Source organism: Micromonospora sp. NPDC000668 (genome assembly GCF_042897975.1).
Classification (GTDB): domain Bacteria; phylum Actinomycetota; class Actinomycetes; order Mycobacteriales; family Micromonosporaceae; genus Micromonospora.
Genome location: NZ_JBIAYP010000003.1, coordinates 767,560 through 781,367, shown reverse-complemented (window position 1 = coordinate 781,367; position 13,808 = coordinate 767,560). Strand labels below are relative to the sequence as shown.

The 13,808-nt window shown below is 73.2% G+C and carries 16 protein-coding genes; 13 read left to right on the top strand and 3 right to left on the bottom strand.

Going from position 1 to position 13,808, the window contains the following annotated elements:
* Entirely contained in the window at nucleotides 1-807 is an 807-nt protein-coding gene (locus tag ACFY29_RS19875; protein ID WP_328420793.1) for a sugar phosphate isomerase/epimerase, read from the top strand.
* 43 nt (nucleotides 808-850) lie between these two features.
* Here the strand turns inward: ACFY29_RS19875 and ACFY29_RS19870 are convergent, their stop codons facing one another.
* The 3 genes from ACFY29_RS19870 to ACFY29_RS19860 are packed head-to-tail and all read right to left on the bottom strand — an operon-like array spanning nucleotide 851 to nucleotide 2,898.
* Entirely contained in the window at nucleotides 851-1,438 is a 588-nt protein-coding gene (locus ACFY29_RS19870; RefSeq protein WP_355601569.1) for a CGNR zinc finger domain-containing protein, read from the bottom strand.
* A 19-nt stretch (nucleotides 1,439-1,457) separates the two neighbouring features.
* Nucleotides 1,458-2,624 (bottom strand): glutathionylspermidine synthase family protein, encoded by a 1,167-nt coding sequence (locus ACFY29_RS19865; protein WP_328420789.1) that lies wholly within the window; start codon nucleotides 2,622-2,624, stop codon nucleotides 1,458-1,460.
* Nucleotide 2,625: 1 nt separating this feature from the next.
* Complete coding sequence (locus ACFY29_RS19860; RefSeq protein ID WP_328420787.1) at nucleotides 2,626-2,898, bottom strand: hypothetical protein; 273 nt, start codon at nucleotides 2,896-2,898, stop codon at nucleotides 2,626-2,628.
* A gap of 163 nt (nucleotides 2,899-3,061) precedes the next feature.
* On the opposite strand from ACFY29_RS19860, the gene ACFY29_RS19855 reads away from it, so the two are divergent.
* The 12 genes from ACFY29_RS19855 (at nucleotide 3,062) to ACFY29_RS19800 (ending at nucleotide 13,805) form a co-directional block, all read left to right on the top strand.
* Nucleotides 3,062-3,982: a proline dehydrogenase family protein gene (locus ACFY29_RS19855; protein ID WP_386988049.1), complete on the top strand. Its 921-nt coding sequence runs from the start codon at nucleotides 3,062-3,064 to the stop codon at nucleotides 3,980-3,982.
* Between the two features lie 105 nt (nucleotides 3,983-4,087).
* On the top strand, nucleotides 4,088-4,888 hold the full coding sequence (locus ACFY29_RS19850) for an alpha/beta fold hydrolase (protein WP_386988046.1): 801 nt from the start codon (nucleotides 4,088-4,090) through the stop codon (nucleotides 4,886-4,888).
* A complete protein-coding gene (locus ACFY29_RS19845; protein ID WP_328420781.1) occupies nucleotides 4,881-5,480 on the top strand; it encodes a WHG domain-containing protein in 600 nt (199 codons plus the stop codon). The genes ACFY29_RS19850 and ACFY29_RS19845 overlap by 8 nt, the downstream gene beginning before the upstream one ends.
* Complete coding sequence (locus ACFY29_RS19840; RefSeq protein WP_328420779.1) at nucleotides 5,477-5,815, top strand: DUF2568 domain-containing protein; 339 nt, start codon at nucleotides 5,477-5,479, stop codon at nucleotides 5,813-5,815. Before ACFY29_RS19845 ends, ACFY29_RS19840 begins: the two co-directional genes overlap by 4 nt.
* 72 nt (nucleotides 5,816-5,887) lie before the next feature.
* A complete protein-coding gene (locus tag ACFY29_RS19835) occupies nucleotides 5,888-7,177 on the top strand; it encodes a hypothetical protein (protein WP_386988042.1) in 1,290 nt (429 codons plus the stop codon).
* Nucleotides 7,178-7,218: 41 nt separating this feature from the next.
* Nucleotides 7,219-8,610: an efflux RND transporter periplasmic adaptor subunit gene (locus ACFY29_RS19830; RefSeq protein WP_386988039.1), complete on the top strand. Its 1,392-nt coding sequence runs from the start codon at nucleotides 7,219-7,221 to the stop codon at nucleotides 8,608-8,610.
* Nucleotides 8,607-9,536, top strand: coding sequence for an ABC transporter ATP-binding protein (locus ACFY29_RS19825; RefSeq protein ID WP_386988036.1), 930 nt, complete (start codon nucleotides 8,607-8,609; stop codon nucleotides 9,534-9,536). The genes ACFY29_RS19830 and ACFY29_RS19825 overlap by 4 nt, the downstream gene beginning before the upstream one ends.
* On the top strand, nucleotides 9,533-10,717 hold the full coding sequence (locus ACFY29_RS19820; RefSeq protein ID WP_386988033.1) for an ABC transporter permease: 1,185 nt from the start codon (nucleotides 9,533-9,535) through the stop codon (nucleotides 10,715-10,717). Before ACFY29_RS19825 ends, ACFY29_RS19820 begins: the two co-directional genes overlap by 4 nt.
* A gap of 205 nt (nucleotides 10,718-10,922) precedes the next feature.
* Nucleotides 10,923-11,132 carry a helix-turn-helix domain-containing protein gene (locus ACFY29_RS19815; protein WP_007465625.1) on the top strand — a complete coding sequence of 70 codons (210 nt, stop codon included), beginning with the start codon at nucleotides 10,923-10,925 and terminating at the stop codon, nucleotides 11,130-11,132.
* Nucleotides 11,133-11,357: 225 nt separating this feature from the next.
* Nucleotides 11,358-11,459 carry a 30S ribosomal protein bS22 gene (locus ACFY29_RS19810; protein ID WP_007465623.1) on the top strand — a complete coding sequence of 34 codons (102 nt, stop codon included), beginning with the start codon at nucleotides 11,358-11,360 and terminating at the stop codon, nucleotides 11,457-11,459.
* Between the two features lie 121 nt (nucleotides 11,460-11,580).
* Nucleotides 11,581-12,654 (top strand): NAD-dependent epimerase/dehydratase family protein, encoded by a 1,074-nt coding sequence (locus ACFY29_RS19805; protein WP_386988030.1) that lies wholly within the window; start codon nucleotides 11,581-11,583, stop codon nucleotides 12,652-12,654.
* Between the two features lie 293 nt (nucleotides 12,655-12,947).
* A complete protein-coding gene (locus ACFY29_RS19800) occupies nucleotides 12,948-13,805 on the top strand; it encodes a lysophospholipid acyltransferase family protein (RefSeq protein ID WP_328426119.1) in 858 nt (285 codons plus the stop codon).
* Nucleotides 13,806-13,808 lie beyond the last annotated feature (3 nt).

Below are 13,808 nucleotides of genomic sequence, written 5' to 3'. Positions count from 1 at the left end.
GTGACTTCCCGCGTTCCGGTGCTCCTGTCCAGCTCGTCGGTCTTCCCCGAGCCGACCGCGGCGGCGTTCCAACTGGCCGCGGCGCTCGGCTATGACGGCGTCGAGGTGATGGTCTGGACCGACGTGGTCAGCCAGGACCTGGGCGCGCTGCGCGGCCTCTCCACCCACTACGACGTGCCGGTGCTCTCGGTGCACGCGCCCTGCCTGCTGGTCACCCAGCGGGTGTGGAGCCCGGACCCGTGGGAGCGGCTGCGCAAGGCCGCCGAGCTGGCCGAGACGCTGGGGGCGCCGACCGTCGTGGTGCACCCACCGTTCACCTGGCAGCGCGACTACGCGCGCACCTTCACCGAAGGGCTCGCCGCGGTCGCGGACCGGTTCACCGGGCTGCGCTTCGCGGTGGAGAACATGTACCCGGTGCGGATGGCGGGCCGGCAGTTCGTTCCGTACGTGCCGGGTTGGGATCCCACGGAGACCGGCTACCCGTCGTACACCCTGGATCTGTCGCACTGCGCGGCCTCGCACAGTGACCCCCTGGAGATGGCCGACCGGATGGGCGCCGGGCTGGCCCACGTGCACCTTGGCGACGGCACCGGCGAGGGCCGCGACGAGCACCTGGTGCCCGGGCGCGGCACCCAGCCCTGCGGCCAGCTGCTCTCCTCGCTGGCCGGGCGGGGCTTCACCGGGTCGGTGGCGGTGGAGGTGGCCACCCGGGGCGCGAAGAGCCGCGCGGTACGCGAGGCGGACCTGCGCGCCGCGCTGGAGTTCGCCCGCCAGCACCTGACCGCGCCGTCCCCGGTCGACGCCTGACCCGTCGTCCCCACACGGGGCGGGCCGACCGGTACGGCGTCAGCTAGCTGACCGGGGTGAGCGACTCGGCGCCCGCGGTCGGCTGCGCGGCGACCGTCACCTGCTCGCCGACCGCAGCCCGCTTGCGGGCCCGGTGCGCCGCCACGTGCGAGCGGGTGGCGCAGCGCTCGGAGCAGAACCGCCGGCAGCAGTTGGACGACGTGTCCAGGTAGACGTTGCCGCACCGCTCGTCGGCGCAGACGCCGAACCGGGCGCTGCCGTACTCGCAGAGCCAGACCGACAGCCCCCAGACCGCACCGGCCAGGTATTCCGCGCTGACCGATGCGCCCCGGCTGGTCACGTGCATGTGCCAGTCGCTGGAGTCGTGCCCGGAGATGCGCGGTTGGACCGGGAACGCCTCGAGCAGCGCGTTCAGCTCCGTCACCGCCTGGGCGTCCCGCCCCGAGGTGCCGTACTCGAAGACGTCGCGCAGCCGCTTCTGCGCCCGCCGGAAGGTCGCGACGTCCCGGTCCGCGACCTCGTCGCGCATCCAGGCGTTGTCGTCGGGGAAGATGGCCCGCAGGTCGTCGAGGTCGTCCAGGCGGGCGTTGACCAGGTCAACACCGGTCCGGGCGTACGCGTCGAAGTTCACGCCCCCAACGGTAGACGACTCACGGGGTGCGCGGCGCGTCGATGTAGTGCGGCAGGAACCGCGCGTAGCCGTCGGTGATCAGACTGGCGCTCTCCCGCACCCCCACCCCGGCCGATTCGCCGTCGACGATCCAGCTGCCCAGCACCATCCGATTGCCGGCGAACTCTGGCAACGCCCGGAATTCCTGGTAGCACCAGCCCTCGTCGCCGTAGATGCCCGGGTTGGTGATTTCCTGCTCGGCGGTGACGATGCGCACCGAGCCGCCCTCCCGTCCGAGCAGCGGCTTGGCCACGTACTCCGACATTCCGCGGGGCGAGTCGAGGTACGCCGGGAGCAGGTACTCGTGGCCCGGGTACAGCTCCCAGAGGACCGCGAGCAGCGCCTTGTTGGACAGCAGCAGCTTCCAGGCCGGCTCGATCCAGGTGGTCGGGGTGCCCGGAGCCAACGCCGCAGGCCCGTACGGCTCGGCCAGCATCCACTCCCACGGGTAGAGCTTGAAACAGGTGGTCACCGGGCGGTCGGCGGCGTCGACGAACCGCCGGCCGTCCCAGCCGATGTCCTGGATCGGCAGCAGGTCGACGGTCAGCCCGGCCTGCCGGGCGGTCTCCGCGAGGTAGCCGGCGGTCATGTGGTCCTCGCCCGACTCCTCCTCGCTCGACCAGAGCACGTGCACCCGGGGATCGTGCAGCCCGGCGCCGATCTTCGCCCAGGCGCCGACCAGCCGCTCGTGCAGGCTGTTCCACTGGTCCAGCTCCGGTCGGGTCTGCTCCAGCCAGTACCACTGGATGATGCTCGCCTCGACCAGCGCCGTGGGGGTGTCGGCGTTGTACTCCAGCATCTTGGGCGGCCAACTGCCGTCGTAGGCCAGGTCGAAGCGCCCGTAGAGGGTGGGTGGCGCCTCCCGTAGCGACCGGGCCACCGCCTCGGCCGCCCACTCCGGGATGCCGAACTCGGCGTACCGGTGGTGGGCCACCACGTGCTCGGCGGCGGCCACCGACATCCGGTGCAGCTCCTCGGTGGCCTCCTCCAGTCGCAGCACCTCGTCCAGGTCGAAGGCGTACGCGGCGGTCTCGTCCCAGTACGACATGATCCCGCCGTCGGGCAGCTCGGTGTCGACGTAGACCAGCCCCTGCGCCCGGATGGTGGCGTCCCAGTCGGGTCGGGGCGCGACCGATTCGCGGCGCACCTCAGCCGCCGCAGGAGGCGAGGTGGGTGCCGAACCCGCCGCGCTCGGGCACGGCTGCGGTCGTCGGCTCCGGTGCGGCGCGGCCGGCGGCCGGCTCGGCGACCCGCATCGCCAGCGCGACCGTGTCACCGCCGCCGGCCGGCCCGAGGGCGCAGTCGTCGTCATCGTCGTCGTCCGAGGTCATGTTGCAGCCGGAGAGGGCGAGCGCGAGAGCGGTGAGCGCGCCGAGCTGCACGGAGGCCGACCGGAGCCGGCGGCGGGGGCGTTGGTCCACGGCATCGTTGTAGCCGATCGACGCCACTGCCGCCGCCCCGCCCCACGGTGAGGAACGACTCCTTGTTATCGGATTTTGTTGTGCAAGGGGCACTTTCCAACTCGGGAGTCGGGTGCTGGCTGCCCCTCGGCGGAGGGCCCAGCAGGGGCGATACGCTCGGCTCATGCTCCGTTCCGTCATCCTCGCCGCCTCCCGGTCATCCCAGGTCGAGCGGCTCGTCGCGACTGCCCCGTACACCCGGGACGTCGTCCGCCGGTTCGTCGCCGGCGCCGCCACCGACGACGCGTTGCGCGCGACCCGCGAACTCGTTGACGACGGTCTGGCGGTCACCCTCGACAACCTGGGTGAGGACACCGTCACCCCCGAGCAGGCCACGGCCACCAGGGACGAATACCTGCGGCTGCTGAAGATGCTCGCCGGGGCGGGGCTCACCCCGGCCGCCGAGGTGAGCGTGAAGCTCTCCGCTCTCGGCCAGATGTTCGACGAGCAGTTGGCGTACGACAACGCGCGGGCGATCTGCGCGGCGGCCGACGCGGCGGGCACCACGGTCACCCTGGACATGGAGGACCACACCACCACCGACTCGACGCTGGAGGTGCTGGGCAAGCTGCGCAAGGACTTCCCGTCGACCGGCGCGGTGCTCCAGGCGTACCTGCGCCGGACCGAGTCGGACTGCCGGGAGCTGGCCTACGCAGGATCGCGGGTGCGGCTGTGCAAGGGCGCGTACAAGGAGCCGGAGTCGGTGGCGTACCAGTCCGCCCGCGAGGTGGACAAGTCCTACGTCCGCTGCATGAACATCCTGATGTCCGGCGACGGCTACCCGATGCTGGCCACCCACGACCCTCGGATGATCGCCATCGGTGAGGACCGGGCCCGCTGGTTCGACCGGGGGCCGGAGCGGTTCGAGTTCCAGATGCTCTACGGCATCCGCCCCGAGGAGCAGGCCCGGCTGGCCCGCGAGGGCTACACCGTGCGCACCTACGTCCCCTACGGCGACGAGTGGTACGGCTACCTGATGCGCCGGCTCGCCGAGCGTCCGACCAACCTGGTCTTCTTCGGCCGTGCCCTGATCTCCAAGAAGTAACCCGGACGGACCGGCCAACGGGCCGGCGGTGACTCTCGTGGTCCCCGCCGGCCCGTTCGCGTATCCGGCTTGACGATGCTGGCTAATAGGGTTAGCTTTATGGCTATGACAACTAGCCAGGTGCGGCGGGACGGCGGACACATCGCGTACGAGGTGCACGGGGAAGGCCCGCTGGTCGTCCTCTCGCACGGCATGGGTGAGAACCGGGCGAGCTACCGGCACCTGGTGCCGCTGCTGGTCGCGGCCGGCTACCGGGTCGCCTCGGTCGACGTCCGGGGGCACGGGGAGTCCAGCGTCGGCTGGCCCACGTACGCCCCGGCGGAGGTCGGCGCCGACCTGCTGGCCGTGGTCCGCGACCTCGACTCCGGCCCGGCCGTGCTGGTCGGCAGCTCATCCAGCGCGGCGGCGGTGGTGTTCGCGGCAGCCGAGGCGCCCGACCTGGTCTCCGGCATCGTGCAGATCGGCGGGTTCGTCAGCCAGCCGAAGCTCAACCCGCTGATGCGGATGGCGCTGGCAGCGGTGGTGCGCAGCCCTCGACTGTTCGGGATGTTCCACAAGACGCTCTTCCCGGTGCACCGGCCCGCCGACGACGCGGCGTACCGCCGGTCGATCGTGGCCAAGCTGCGCGAGCCCGGCCGGATGGCCGCGACCCGCGGCGTGGCCGAGCCGGTCGAGCCGCACTGGACCGCCCGCGCCCCGCAGGTCCGGCAACCCGTGCTGGTGCTGATGGGTGCCAAGGACCCGGACTTCCCCGACCCGGGCGCCGAGGCGCGGGCGGCCCGCCGGCTCTTCGGCACCGCCGAGGCCAGGATGGTCGAGGAGTCCGGGCACTACCCGCACGCCGACCGGCCGCAACGGACCGCCGAGGAGCTGCTCGGCTTCCTGAAGGTGGGCACCGGTGCCTAGGGTCGGGCTCAACCAGCAGACCGTGGTGCGGGAGGCCGCCCGGCTGGCCGACGAGGTCGGCCTCCCGCAGCTCACCCTGGCCGCGCTCGCCAGCCGGCTCGGCGTGGCGCTGCCCAGCCTCTACAAGCACGTCCGAGGGGCCGACGCGCTGAGCCAGAAGCTCTCCGCGCTGGCCACCACCGAGTTGGCCACCGACCTGACCACCGCCGCCGCCGGCCGCGCCGGCGGGGACGCGCTACGGGCGATGGCCGATGCCTACCGCGGCTACGCCCAACGGCACCCCGGCCGTTACCCGACCACGCTGCGGGCGCCTGATCCGGCCGACCCCGAGCACGTGGTGGCGGGCGAGCGGGCGGTGGGCGCCATCTACGCGGTGCTGCGCGGGTACGGGCTGACCGCCGACGACGCGGTGGACGCCACCAGGGCGCTGCGCAGCGCCCTGCACGGGTTCGTGTCGCTGGAGGCGGCCGGTGGTTTCGGGCTGCCCCGCGAGGTCGACCGGTCGTACCACCAACTGGTCGCCGGCCTGGACGTCGCGTTCCGATCCTGGCCGCGCGCTCGTCGCGCCGTCGACCAGCCGGACCAGCCGTGATCCGGGCACTCGGGCTGCTCCTGGTCTTCCTGCTGGAGTTGGCCGTGCTGGCCATCGGCGCCCGGTGGGGCTGGTCCCTGGACGCGCCCACCGCCGGCCGACTACTCGCCGCCGTCGGCGTGCCGCTGCTCCTCGCCGGGCTCTGGGGCGTCCTCGGCTCACCGCGTGCCCGGGTGCCGCTGCGCCCGCTGGCCAAGCACACCTTCCAGGCCTGCTGGTTCGTGTTGGGTGGCGGGATGCTCGCACTGCTCGGGCAGCCGTGGCTCGGCCTCGCCCTGGTCGTCGTCTGGGCGGTAGTCATCATCCTGCTCCGCCGCGCCGGCCGCCCGGCCTGAGTGCGGTCCAGGGGGTGGGGCGGGGCCGTGCCGGCCTCGCCCGATCCGTCCAGAGGTCGTACCCTTCGCCGGGTGACTGACGGGGTGCATCAGCCATCGCTGCGGCGGTTGTGGCCACTGTGGACCGGGCTCGTGGTGGTCGTCCTGCTGCTGGGCTGCGGGCTGCCGGCGCTGCTGGTGGCGGGGGTGGTTCGGGAGTCCGGCGACCGGGCCACGGTCGGTCGGATCGGTGCCTCGGCGACCGACGACCCGGCCACCGCGGTCGCCCGCGGGCTGGCCGACCGGATGACCGCCCAGCTTCAGCGGCAGTCCACGGCGCTGCTCGGCGGTGACTCGGCGGGCTTCCTCTCCGTCGCCGAGCCGGCCGCGCACACCGACCTGCGCCGGCGCTTTGCCGCGCTGCGCGCGCTCAAGGTGACCGTCTGGCGGCCCGAGCCGAGCGGCCTGCCCGCTCCGGTCGTCGGCAAGCCGGGCGAGTGGCGACTGCTGGTGCGCTTCCAGTACTGCTTCGTGGTGCCGGGCTGCCGACCCAGCCCGGTGCTGATCGGCACCCGCTGGCGGGAGAACGGCGACCAGCCCCGACTGGTCGCCCTGGAGGAATCCAAGTCCGCGGAGACCGGCACCCGGCCGTGGGAGATCAGCGACCTGGCCGTGGCGGTCGGCGCGCGGACCATCGTGGCCACCACCCCGGCGCAGCGGGGCAAGCTACCCGGTCTGCTCGCGCAGGCGGAGGCGGCGGCAAAGGTCGCCGACGGGTACGTGGTGGCCGGGGCCCCACCGGACCGGTACCGGATCTTCTACGCCGGCCGCGCCGAGTGGCAGCGCTGGTACGGTGGCGGACGACCACAGTGGACCGGGGGCTACGCGGTGACCGTGGGCGGCGGCCACCACGAGGTGGTGCTCAACGCCGAGGGTCTCTCCAGCAGCAGCGCCGATGACCTGCTTCGGCACGAGCTGGCCCACGCCGCCTCGCTGCCGGAGCGCGGCTATCCGGGCAAGACGACCTGGTGGCTGGTGGAGGGGCTGGCCGAGTTCGCGGGCGCTGGCGGGCAGCCGGTTGACCGGTACGAGGGGCTCGCCGAGGTGCGGAAGCTGGTCCGGGGCGGTTGGGACGGCCGGCTGGAGGGCATGACCCCCGCCGATGACGCCTCTGCCGAGCGGGTCGGCGGCAGCTATGGCGCCGGCTACCTCGCCGTCCGGCACCTCGTCGACCGGTACGGGCCGCAGCGGCTGCTCACCTTCTTCAAGGCAGTGGTGCATGACCGCAAGGCCCTCGACGCCGCTGCCCAGGAGGCGTTCGGCGAGCAGTGGTCGACGTTGCACGACGAGTGCGTGGCGTACGTCCGGGCCACCGCCGCCTGACGACATGTCAGCGCCGTGACGGTGAGCCGTACCATCGATGGGTGCGCCGCACCCACTCGCCGCGGCCCGCCAGCCTCACGCGGCCCCGCCTGCTCACCGCCCTGACCGCCGTCACCGTCCTCGCCGCCACCACGGCCGCCTCGTGCGGCGACGACCAGCCGCCCGTCGCGCTCGCCTCGGCGGCCCGCAGCCCCGTCACCGAGGTGATCGACGCGCCGGCGACGGTGACCGCCCGGGCCGCCGCCACCCTGACCGCTCCCGCCGACGGCACCCTGTCCAGCCTGCGGGTCCAGCCTGGACAGCGGGTCACGCGTGGTCAGGTGCTCGCCGTGGTCGCCTCCCCGTCGGCGCAGGATCGGCTGCGCCAGGCCCGGGAGGCGCTGGCCGCCGCCAAGCGCGCCGGCCGGGGCGTCTCCACCGGCGACCTGACCGGCAGCCGGCGCGGCACCGACAAGGCCGCCGACGAGGCGTTCGACGCCGCCCGGAAGGCCGCCGAGAAGATCGCCGACCCGCAGCTGCGGGATGCGCTGCTGACCCAGGTGACCTCCGCCCAGCGGCAGTACGCCGCCGCCGCGCGCAGCGCCGACCAGGCCGTCCGGGCGGTGCAGCGGGGGATCAGCGGGCTGAACTCCGCCGTCGGCGCGCTCTCCGCCGCGCAACGGCTCCAGGCCCAGCAGGCGTACGACCTGGCGAAGGCGACCGTCGACGCGCTGACCCTGCGCGCCCCGATCGCCGGGGTGGTGCAGCCGGGCGGCACCCGGGCCGGCGGCGGATCGAGCGGTGGTCTGGCCGGGCTGCTGGAGCAGGCCGGCGGCGCTCAGGCGGCGGGGATCGACCCGTCGGTGCTGGCCCCCGGCCAGGGCGGGCCGCCCGCCGGGGTGGACGACGCGGTCGCGGTCGGTGGCCAGGTCACCGCCGGCACGCCGGTGCTCACCGTGGTGGACACCGGGCAGCTGGGGCTGCTCGCCGAGGTGGACGAGACCGACGTGCTGCTGGTCAAGAGCGGCGTGACCGCCATGGTCGAGCTGGACGCGGTGCCCGGTGCCAGCTATGACGCCACGGTCCGCTCGGTCGACGTGCTCCCCACCAACTCCGCGCAGGGTGGGGTCACCTACCGGGTACGTCTGGCGCTGGGCGCCGGGAAGCTCGCCGAGGACGAGTCGGCACCGGCGCCGCGCCCCGGGATGAACGCGATCGTGCACCTGCGGGTACGCGAGGCCGCGGACGCGGTGACCGTCCCCGCCTCGGCGGTGTTCTCCGCCGACGGGCGGGACGCGGTCTGGGTGGTCCGGGACGGAAAGGCGGACCGGGCGGCGGTGACCGTGGGCGTCCAGGGGTCCGACCTGGTGCAGATCCTCAACGGCGTGCAGGCGGGCGACCGGATCGTGGTGCGCGGCACCGACCAGGTGCGCGACGGCCAGGAGGTGCGGTGACCGGATCCCCGCCCGCGATCGAGGCGGTGAACGTGTCCCGGACGTACCAACTGGACGGGGTGTCCGTCGAGGCGCTACGCGGGGTGTCGCTGGTCGTGCAGCCGGGTGACCATGTGGCGCTGGTCGGGCCGTCCGGCTCGGGAAAGTCCACCCTCATGCACCTGCTGGGCGGGCTCGACCGGCCCAGCGGCGGCCGGCTGGTGATCGGCGGGCGGGACGTCAGCGCCCTCTCGCCGCCGGAGATGGCCACCCTGCGCAACGAGACGATCGGCTTCGTCTTCCAGGCGTTCCACCTGCTGCCGCGGACCTCGGCGGTGGAGAACGTGGCGTTGCCGCTGGTCTACCGCGGCGTACCAGCCCGGCGGCGTCGGGAGCGGGCGGCGGCGATGCTCGGCCGGGTCGGCCTCGGGCACCGGCTGGACCACCGGCCCAACCAGATGTCCGGCGGCGAGCAGCAGCGGGTGGCCATCGCCCGCGCTCTGGTCACCGAGCCAACGGTGCTGCTGGCCGACGAGCCCACCGGCAACCTGGACAGCGTCACCGGCGCGGCGGTGCTGGAGCTGCTGGAGCAGCTGAACATCGAGTCCGGTGTGGCGCTGGTGATGGTCACCCACGATCAGGAGGTGGCCGCCCGGGCCCGTCGCCGGATCACCATGCGCGACGGCGTGGTGGTGGCGGACAGCGCCACCGGTGACGACCCGGCCGCCCTTCATGATCGACCGCCGTCCGTTGATCACGGTCGACCTGCGACACTGGTCTCCGCTCCCAGCGCGGAGCCTCGGTCCGCGTCCGGAAGCGGGCCGGGGCACCCGTCCGGTGGCTCCGGCGGCGCCGCCGGAGCCACCGGACGCCTTCCGGATCCGCCCGGCGTAGGCAGCGGGACCGGTCACGCCGGCGAGGCGACCGGCGGCGGGAGTGGGTCGTGAGGGTCGCCGAGGCATGGCGGGTGGCACTGGACGCCTTACGGGCCAACCGGTTGCGCAGCGCGCTGACCATGCTCGGGGTGATCATCGGGGTGGCCTCGGTGGTGCTGCTGGTGGCCATCGGCACCGGAACCAAGCAGAAGGTGGAGCAGCAGGTCGAGGGGCTCGGCTCCAATCTGCTGCTGGTCGTCCCCGGCAGGATCGAGGTGGGCAACGCGCCGGTGGTCTCGCCGCTGACGCTCAAGGACGCGGACGCGGTCTCCCGGGTGGTCGGCGACCCCGAGCGGGTGGCGGTCACCGTCGCCTCCGGGGCGACCGCACGGGCCGGCGTCCGGTCCGACTTCACCACCGTGCAGGGCGTGCTGGAGACCACCCCGGCGGTGTTCACCCGGTCGCTTGCCCGAGGCCGCTACCTCACCGGAACGGACGTGGACACCAGCCGACGGGTGGCGGTGCTCGGCGACTCGGTGGCCCGCGCGCTCTTCCCCGACCGTGACCCACTCGGGCAGCAGGTGACGCTGGCCGGCGTTCGGTTCCGGGTGATCGGCATCTTCGCGCCGCTCGGGCAGAGCCTCGGCGTCGACCGGGACGACGAGGTGCACGTGCCGGTGACCGCCGCGCAACGGCTCTGGGGCACTCAGCGGGTGGACGGCATCGCGGTGAAGGCGCCGGACCGGGAACGGATCGACGAGCTGGGCGAGCGGATCGTCGCCGAGTTGAGCCGCCGCCATCCGGACACCGAGTTCAGCGCGGTGACCCAGCAGCAGATCCTCGGCGTGCTCGGCGACATCCTCGGCGTGCTCACCGGCGTGCTGGCCGCCATCGCCGGCATCTCGCTGCTCGTCGGCGGGGTCGGCGTCTCCAACATCATGCTGGTCAGCGTCCGGGAGCGGACCCGGGAGATCGGGTTGCGCAAGGCCGTCGGCGCCCGCCCCCGCGACATCGGGGTGCAGTTTCTGCTCGAGGCGGTGCTGCTCACCACGATCGGTGGGCTGACCGGGATGGCGCTCGGCGTGGGTACCGCGCTGCTGGTGGACGCGTTGTCACCGATCCCGGCGGCGATCACCTGGTGGTCGTTGGCGCTCGCCTTCGGCGTATCGGCGGTGGTGGGCATCGTCTTCGGCGTGGTTCCCGCGCAGCGCGCCGGCCGACTCGACCCGGTGGTCGCGCTGCGCGCCGAGTGAACCGCAACCCGGACGCCGGGCGCAGGCAGGGAGATACCGGGAGCGCGGATCGGGTGAACCAGCGGCCGAAACATGATCAGTTGTACGAAGGGATCGCGCCGGTCACAGCCGCCCCGCTACCGTACTGGTAACACGCGCGTCGCCGGCCCGGCCCGGAGCATCCGTCGGGTTGGCACGCGCCGGGCATGGGATGGGTCGGTGAGCCATGGCCGGGTCGCAGTCCGACGGACGGCTGTCGGAGGTCAAGTTCCTGACCGTCGCCGAGGTGGCAACGGTCATGCGGGTGTCGAAGATGACGGTCTATCGCCTGGTGCACAGCGGTGAGCTCACCGCTGTCCGGGTTGGCCGGTCATTCCGGGTGCCCGAGCACGCGGTGCACGAATATCTGCGGGGTGCTTTTCAGGAGACCGCCTGAGCCACCGCCCCGTACGTCGAGCGCGACGTAACGGACATCGGTAGGGCCTCGATGGGGGCGCGTTGGTCCGGCTGACCCTCTCCGGCTACCCTGGAGCCCGACCGAGACCCCACCGGTGCGCCCCGCCGCCCAGACTGGTCCGGTCCGTTGTCCGCAAGCGGTCGCCGTCGCCACCTGCGTGGTGTCATCCGGTCCGCCCCGCACGTTGTATCGAAAGGCTGTCGTATGGGCTCGGTGGTCAAGAAGCGCCGCAAGCGCATGGCTAAGAAGAAGCACCGCAAGCTGCTGCGCAAGACCCGCGTCCAGCGTCGCCGTCTCGGCAAGTGATCGCCGCCGGGCCAGCGGCCCGGCGTCCGGCGTCACTTGCCAACTGTCGACCCCCGGAGGCTCAGGTGATCAGGCCGTGGTTGTCCCGGCTCGATCCCTCCTGCCGGGGTAGGTGCGGCAGATGACCCCCGGCAGCACCTCAGGTGCTCCGGGGGTTGTCGTCGTCACCGGGGTCGGCCGCTACCTGGGCGCCCACGTGGCGGCCCGGCTGGCCGCCGATCCGCGTATCGAGCGGGTCATCGGAGTGGACGCGCCGGAGCCCGGCGCCGAGTTCACCGACCTGCTGGACCGGGTCGAACGGATCCGCGTCGACGCCGGCTCGATCGGCGGGCTGCTCGCCGATCTGGACGTCGACGCGGTGGTGCACCTCGCGCTGGTCAGCGCTCCCGACCCGCAGCACGGTGGCCGGTCGGCGATGAAGGACCAGAACGTCATCGGCACCATGCAACTGCTCGCCGCCTGCCAACGGGCACCCCGACTGCGCAAGCTCGTGGTCCGCTCGTCCACCGCCGCGTACGGCGTGTCGTTCCGGGACCCGGCGGTGTTCACCGAGGAGACCGAGCCGCGCGAGGTGCCCCGCGGCGGCTTCGGCCGCGACATCCTCGACGTCGAGGGGTACGTCCGCGGTTTCCGGCGCCGCCGGTCCGACGTCACCGCGACGGTGCTGCGCTTCGCCCCGTTCATCGGCTCGACCGCCGACACGACGTTGACCCGCTACTTCTCGCAGCCGCTGGTGCCCACCGTCTTCGGCCGTGACCCTCGGTTGCAGTTCCTGCACTTCGACGACGCGTTGGAGGTGCTGCACCGGTCGATCGTGGAGGACCACCCGGGCACGTACAACGTCGCCGGCCCGGGGGTGCTGTCGCTGTCCCAGGCGATCCGGCGGGCCGGTCGGGTGGCCGTGCCGGTGCTGGAGCCGGGCCTTTCCGGCGCCGCCGCGCTGGCCCGCAGCATGGGCTTCGGCCGCTACGGCCTGGACCAGGTCGACCTCTTCGTGCACGGCCGCGTGGTCGACACCAGCCGGCTGGAGCAGGAGTACGGCTTCACGCCCCGCTCCACCGCCGCGGCCTTCGACGACTTCATCCGCGCCCACCACGGCGGTGTCGTGGTCACCCGGAGCCAGTTGGCCACCGCCGAGCAACTCGTCCTGGACGGCATCCGGCAGGTCCGCTCCGCGGTGCGGGAGCGGTCGTGACCGGACCGGGCGAGGGGCGCGATCCGGCGGGCATCGGCCGGTTCGACGTACCGCCGGGGCCGGCCGCACCGGGCACGGAGCCGGCGCGGCGCAACGGACACCGGTCGGCGGCCCGGATCGCGCCGATCCAGTCATCGTCCGGCGAGACCGACACTTCCGCCACCGACGAGACCGCCGCCGTGGCTGACCCGGTCACCGGCGAGCCGACGGGTGCGGCTGACCCGGTCACCGGCGAGCCGGCCGACACGGGCGACCCGGCCACCGGCGGCGAGCCGGGTGGCACCGGACCGGCCGTGCCGGACCGGCCGGGGGACCACTGGGACCGCAGGGTCGCGAACGGGCTGGCGTTCCTGCGTCGGAGGCTGTCCGGCGACTACGAGGTCGACGAGTTCGGTTTCGACCCGGAGTTGACCGACGCGGTCTTCCACCCGCTGCTGCGGCTGCTCTACCGGGACTGGTTCCGCACCGAGGTCAGCGGGGTGGAGCACGTACCCGTGGACGGGCCCGCCCTGGTGGTCGGCAACCACTCGGGCACGGTGGCACTGGACGCGTTGATCCTCTCGGCGGCGCTGCACGACAAGCACCCCGCCCACCGCTACCTGCGCCTGCTCGGCGCCGACCTGGTCTTCCGGATGCCGGTGGTGTCGGAGATCGCCCGCAAGACCGGCGGCACGGTGGCCTGCAACCCGGACGCCGAGCGGCTGCTCGGCGGCGGCGACCTGGTCGGTGTGTTCCCCGAGGGTTTCAAGGGCATCGGGAAGCTCTACTCCGACCGGTACAAGCTGCAACGCTTCGGCCGAGGAGGGTTCGTCTCGGCGGCGCTGCGCACCGGCACCCCGATCGTGCCGGTCGCCATCGTCGGCGGCGAGGAGATCTACCCGATGCTCGCCGACATCAAGCCCCTCGCGCGGCTGCTCAAGCTGCCGTACTTTCCGGTCACGCCGACCTTCCCGTGGCTCGGGCCACTGGGCATGGTGCCGCTGCCCAGCAAGTGGCTGATCCAGTTCTGCCCGCCGATCCCCACCGCGCACCTGACCGACTCGGCGGACGACCCGCTGGTGGTCTTCAACCTCGCCGACCAGGTGCGGGAGACCATCCAGCAGACCCTGCACACGCTGCTGGAGCGCCGTCCCGACCCGTTCGGCCCCTGACCC

Coding starts and splice junctions, on each gene's coding strand:
- ACFY29_RS19855 (WP_386988049.1), top strand. CDS start 3,062: ATGCTCCGTTCCGTCATCCTCGCCGCCTCCCGGTCATCCCAGGTCGAG.
- ACFY29_RS19850 (WP_386988046.1), top strand. CDS start 4,088: ATGACAACTAGCCAGGTGCGGCGGGACGGCGGACACATCGCGTACGAG.
- ACFY29_RS19805 (WP_386988030.1), top strand. CDS start 11,581: ATGACCCCCGGCAGCACCTCAGGTGCTCCGGGGGTTGTCGTCGTCACC.
- ACFY29_RS19815 (WP_007465625.1), top strand. CDS start 10,923: ATGGCCGGGTCGCAGTCCGACGGACGGCTGTCGGAGGTCAAGTTCCTG.
- ACFY29_RS19810 (WP_007465623.1), top strand. CDS start 11,358: ATGGGCTCGGTGGTCAAGAAGCGCCGCAAGCGCATGGCTAAGAAGAAG.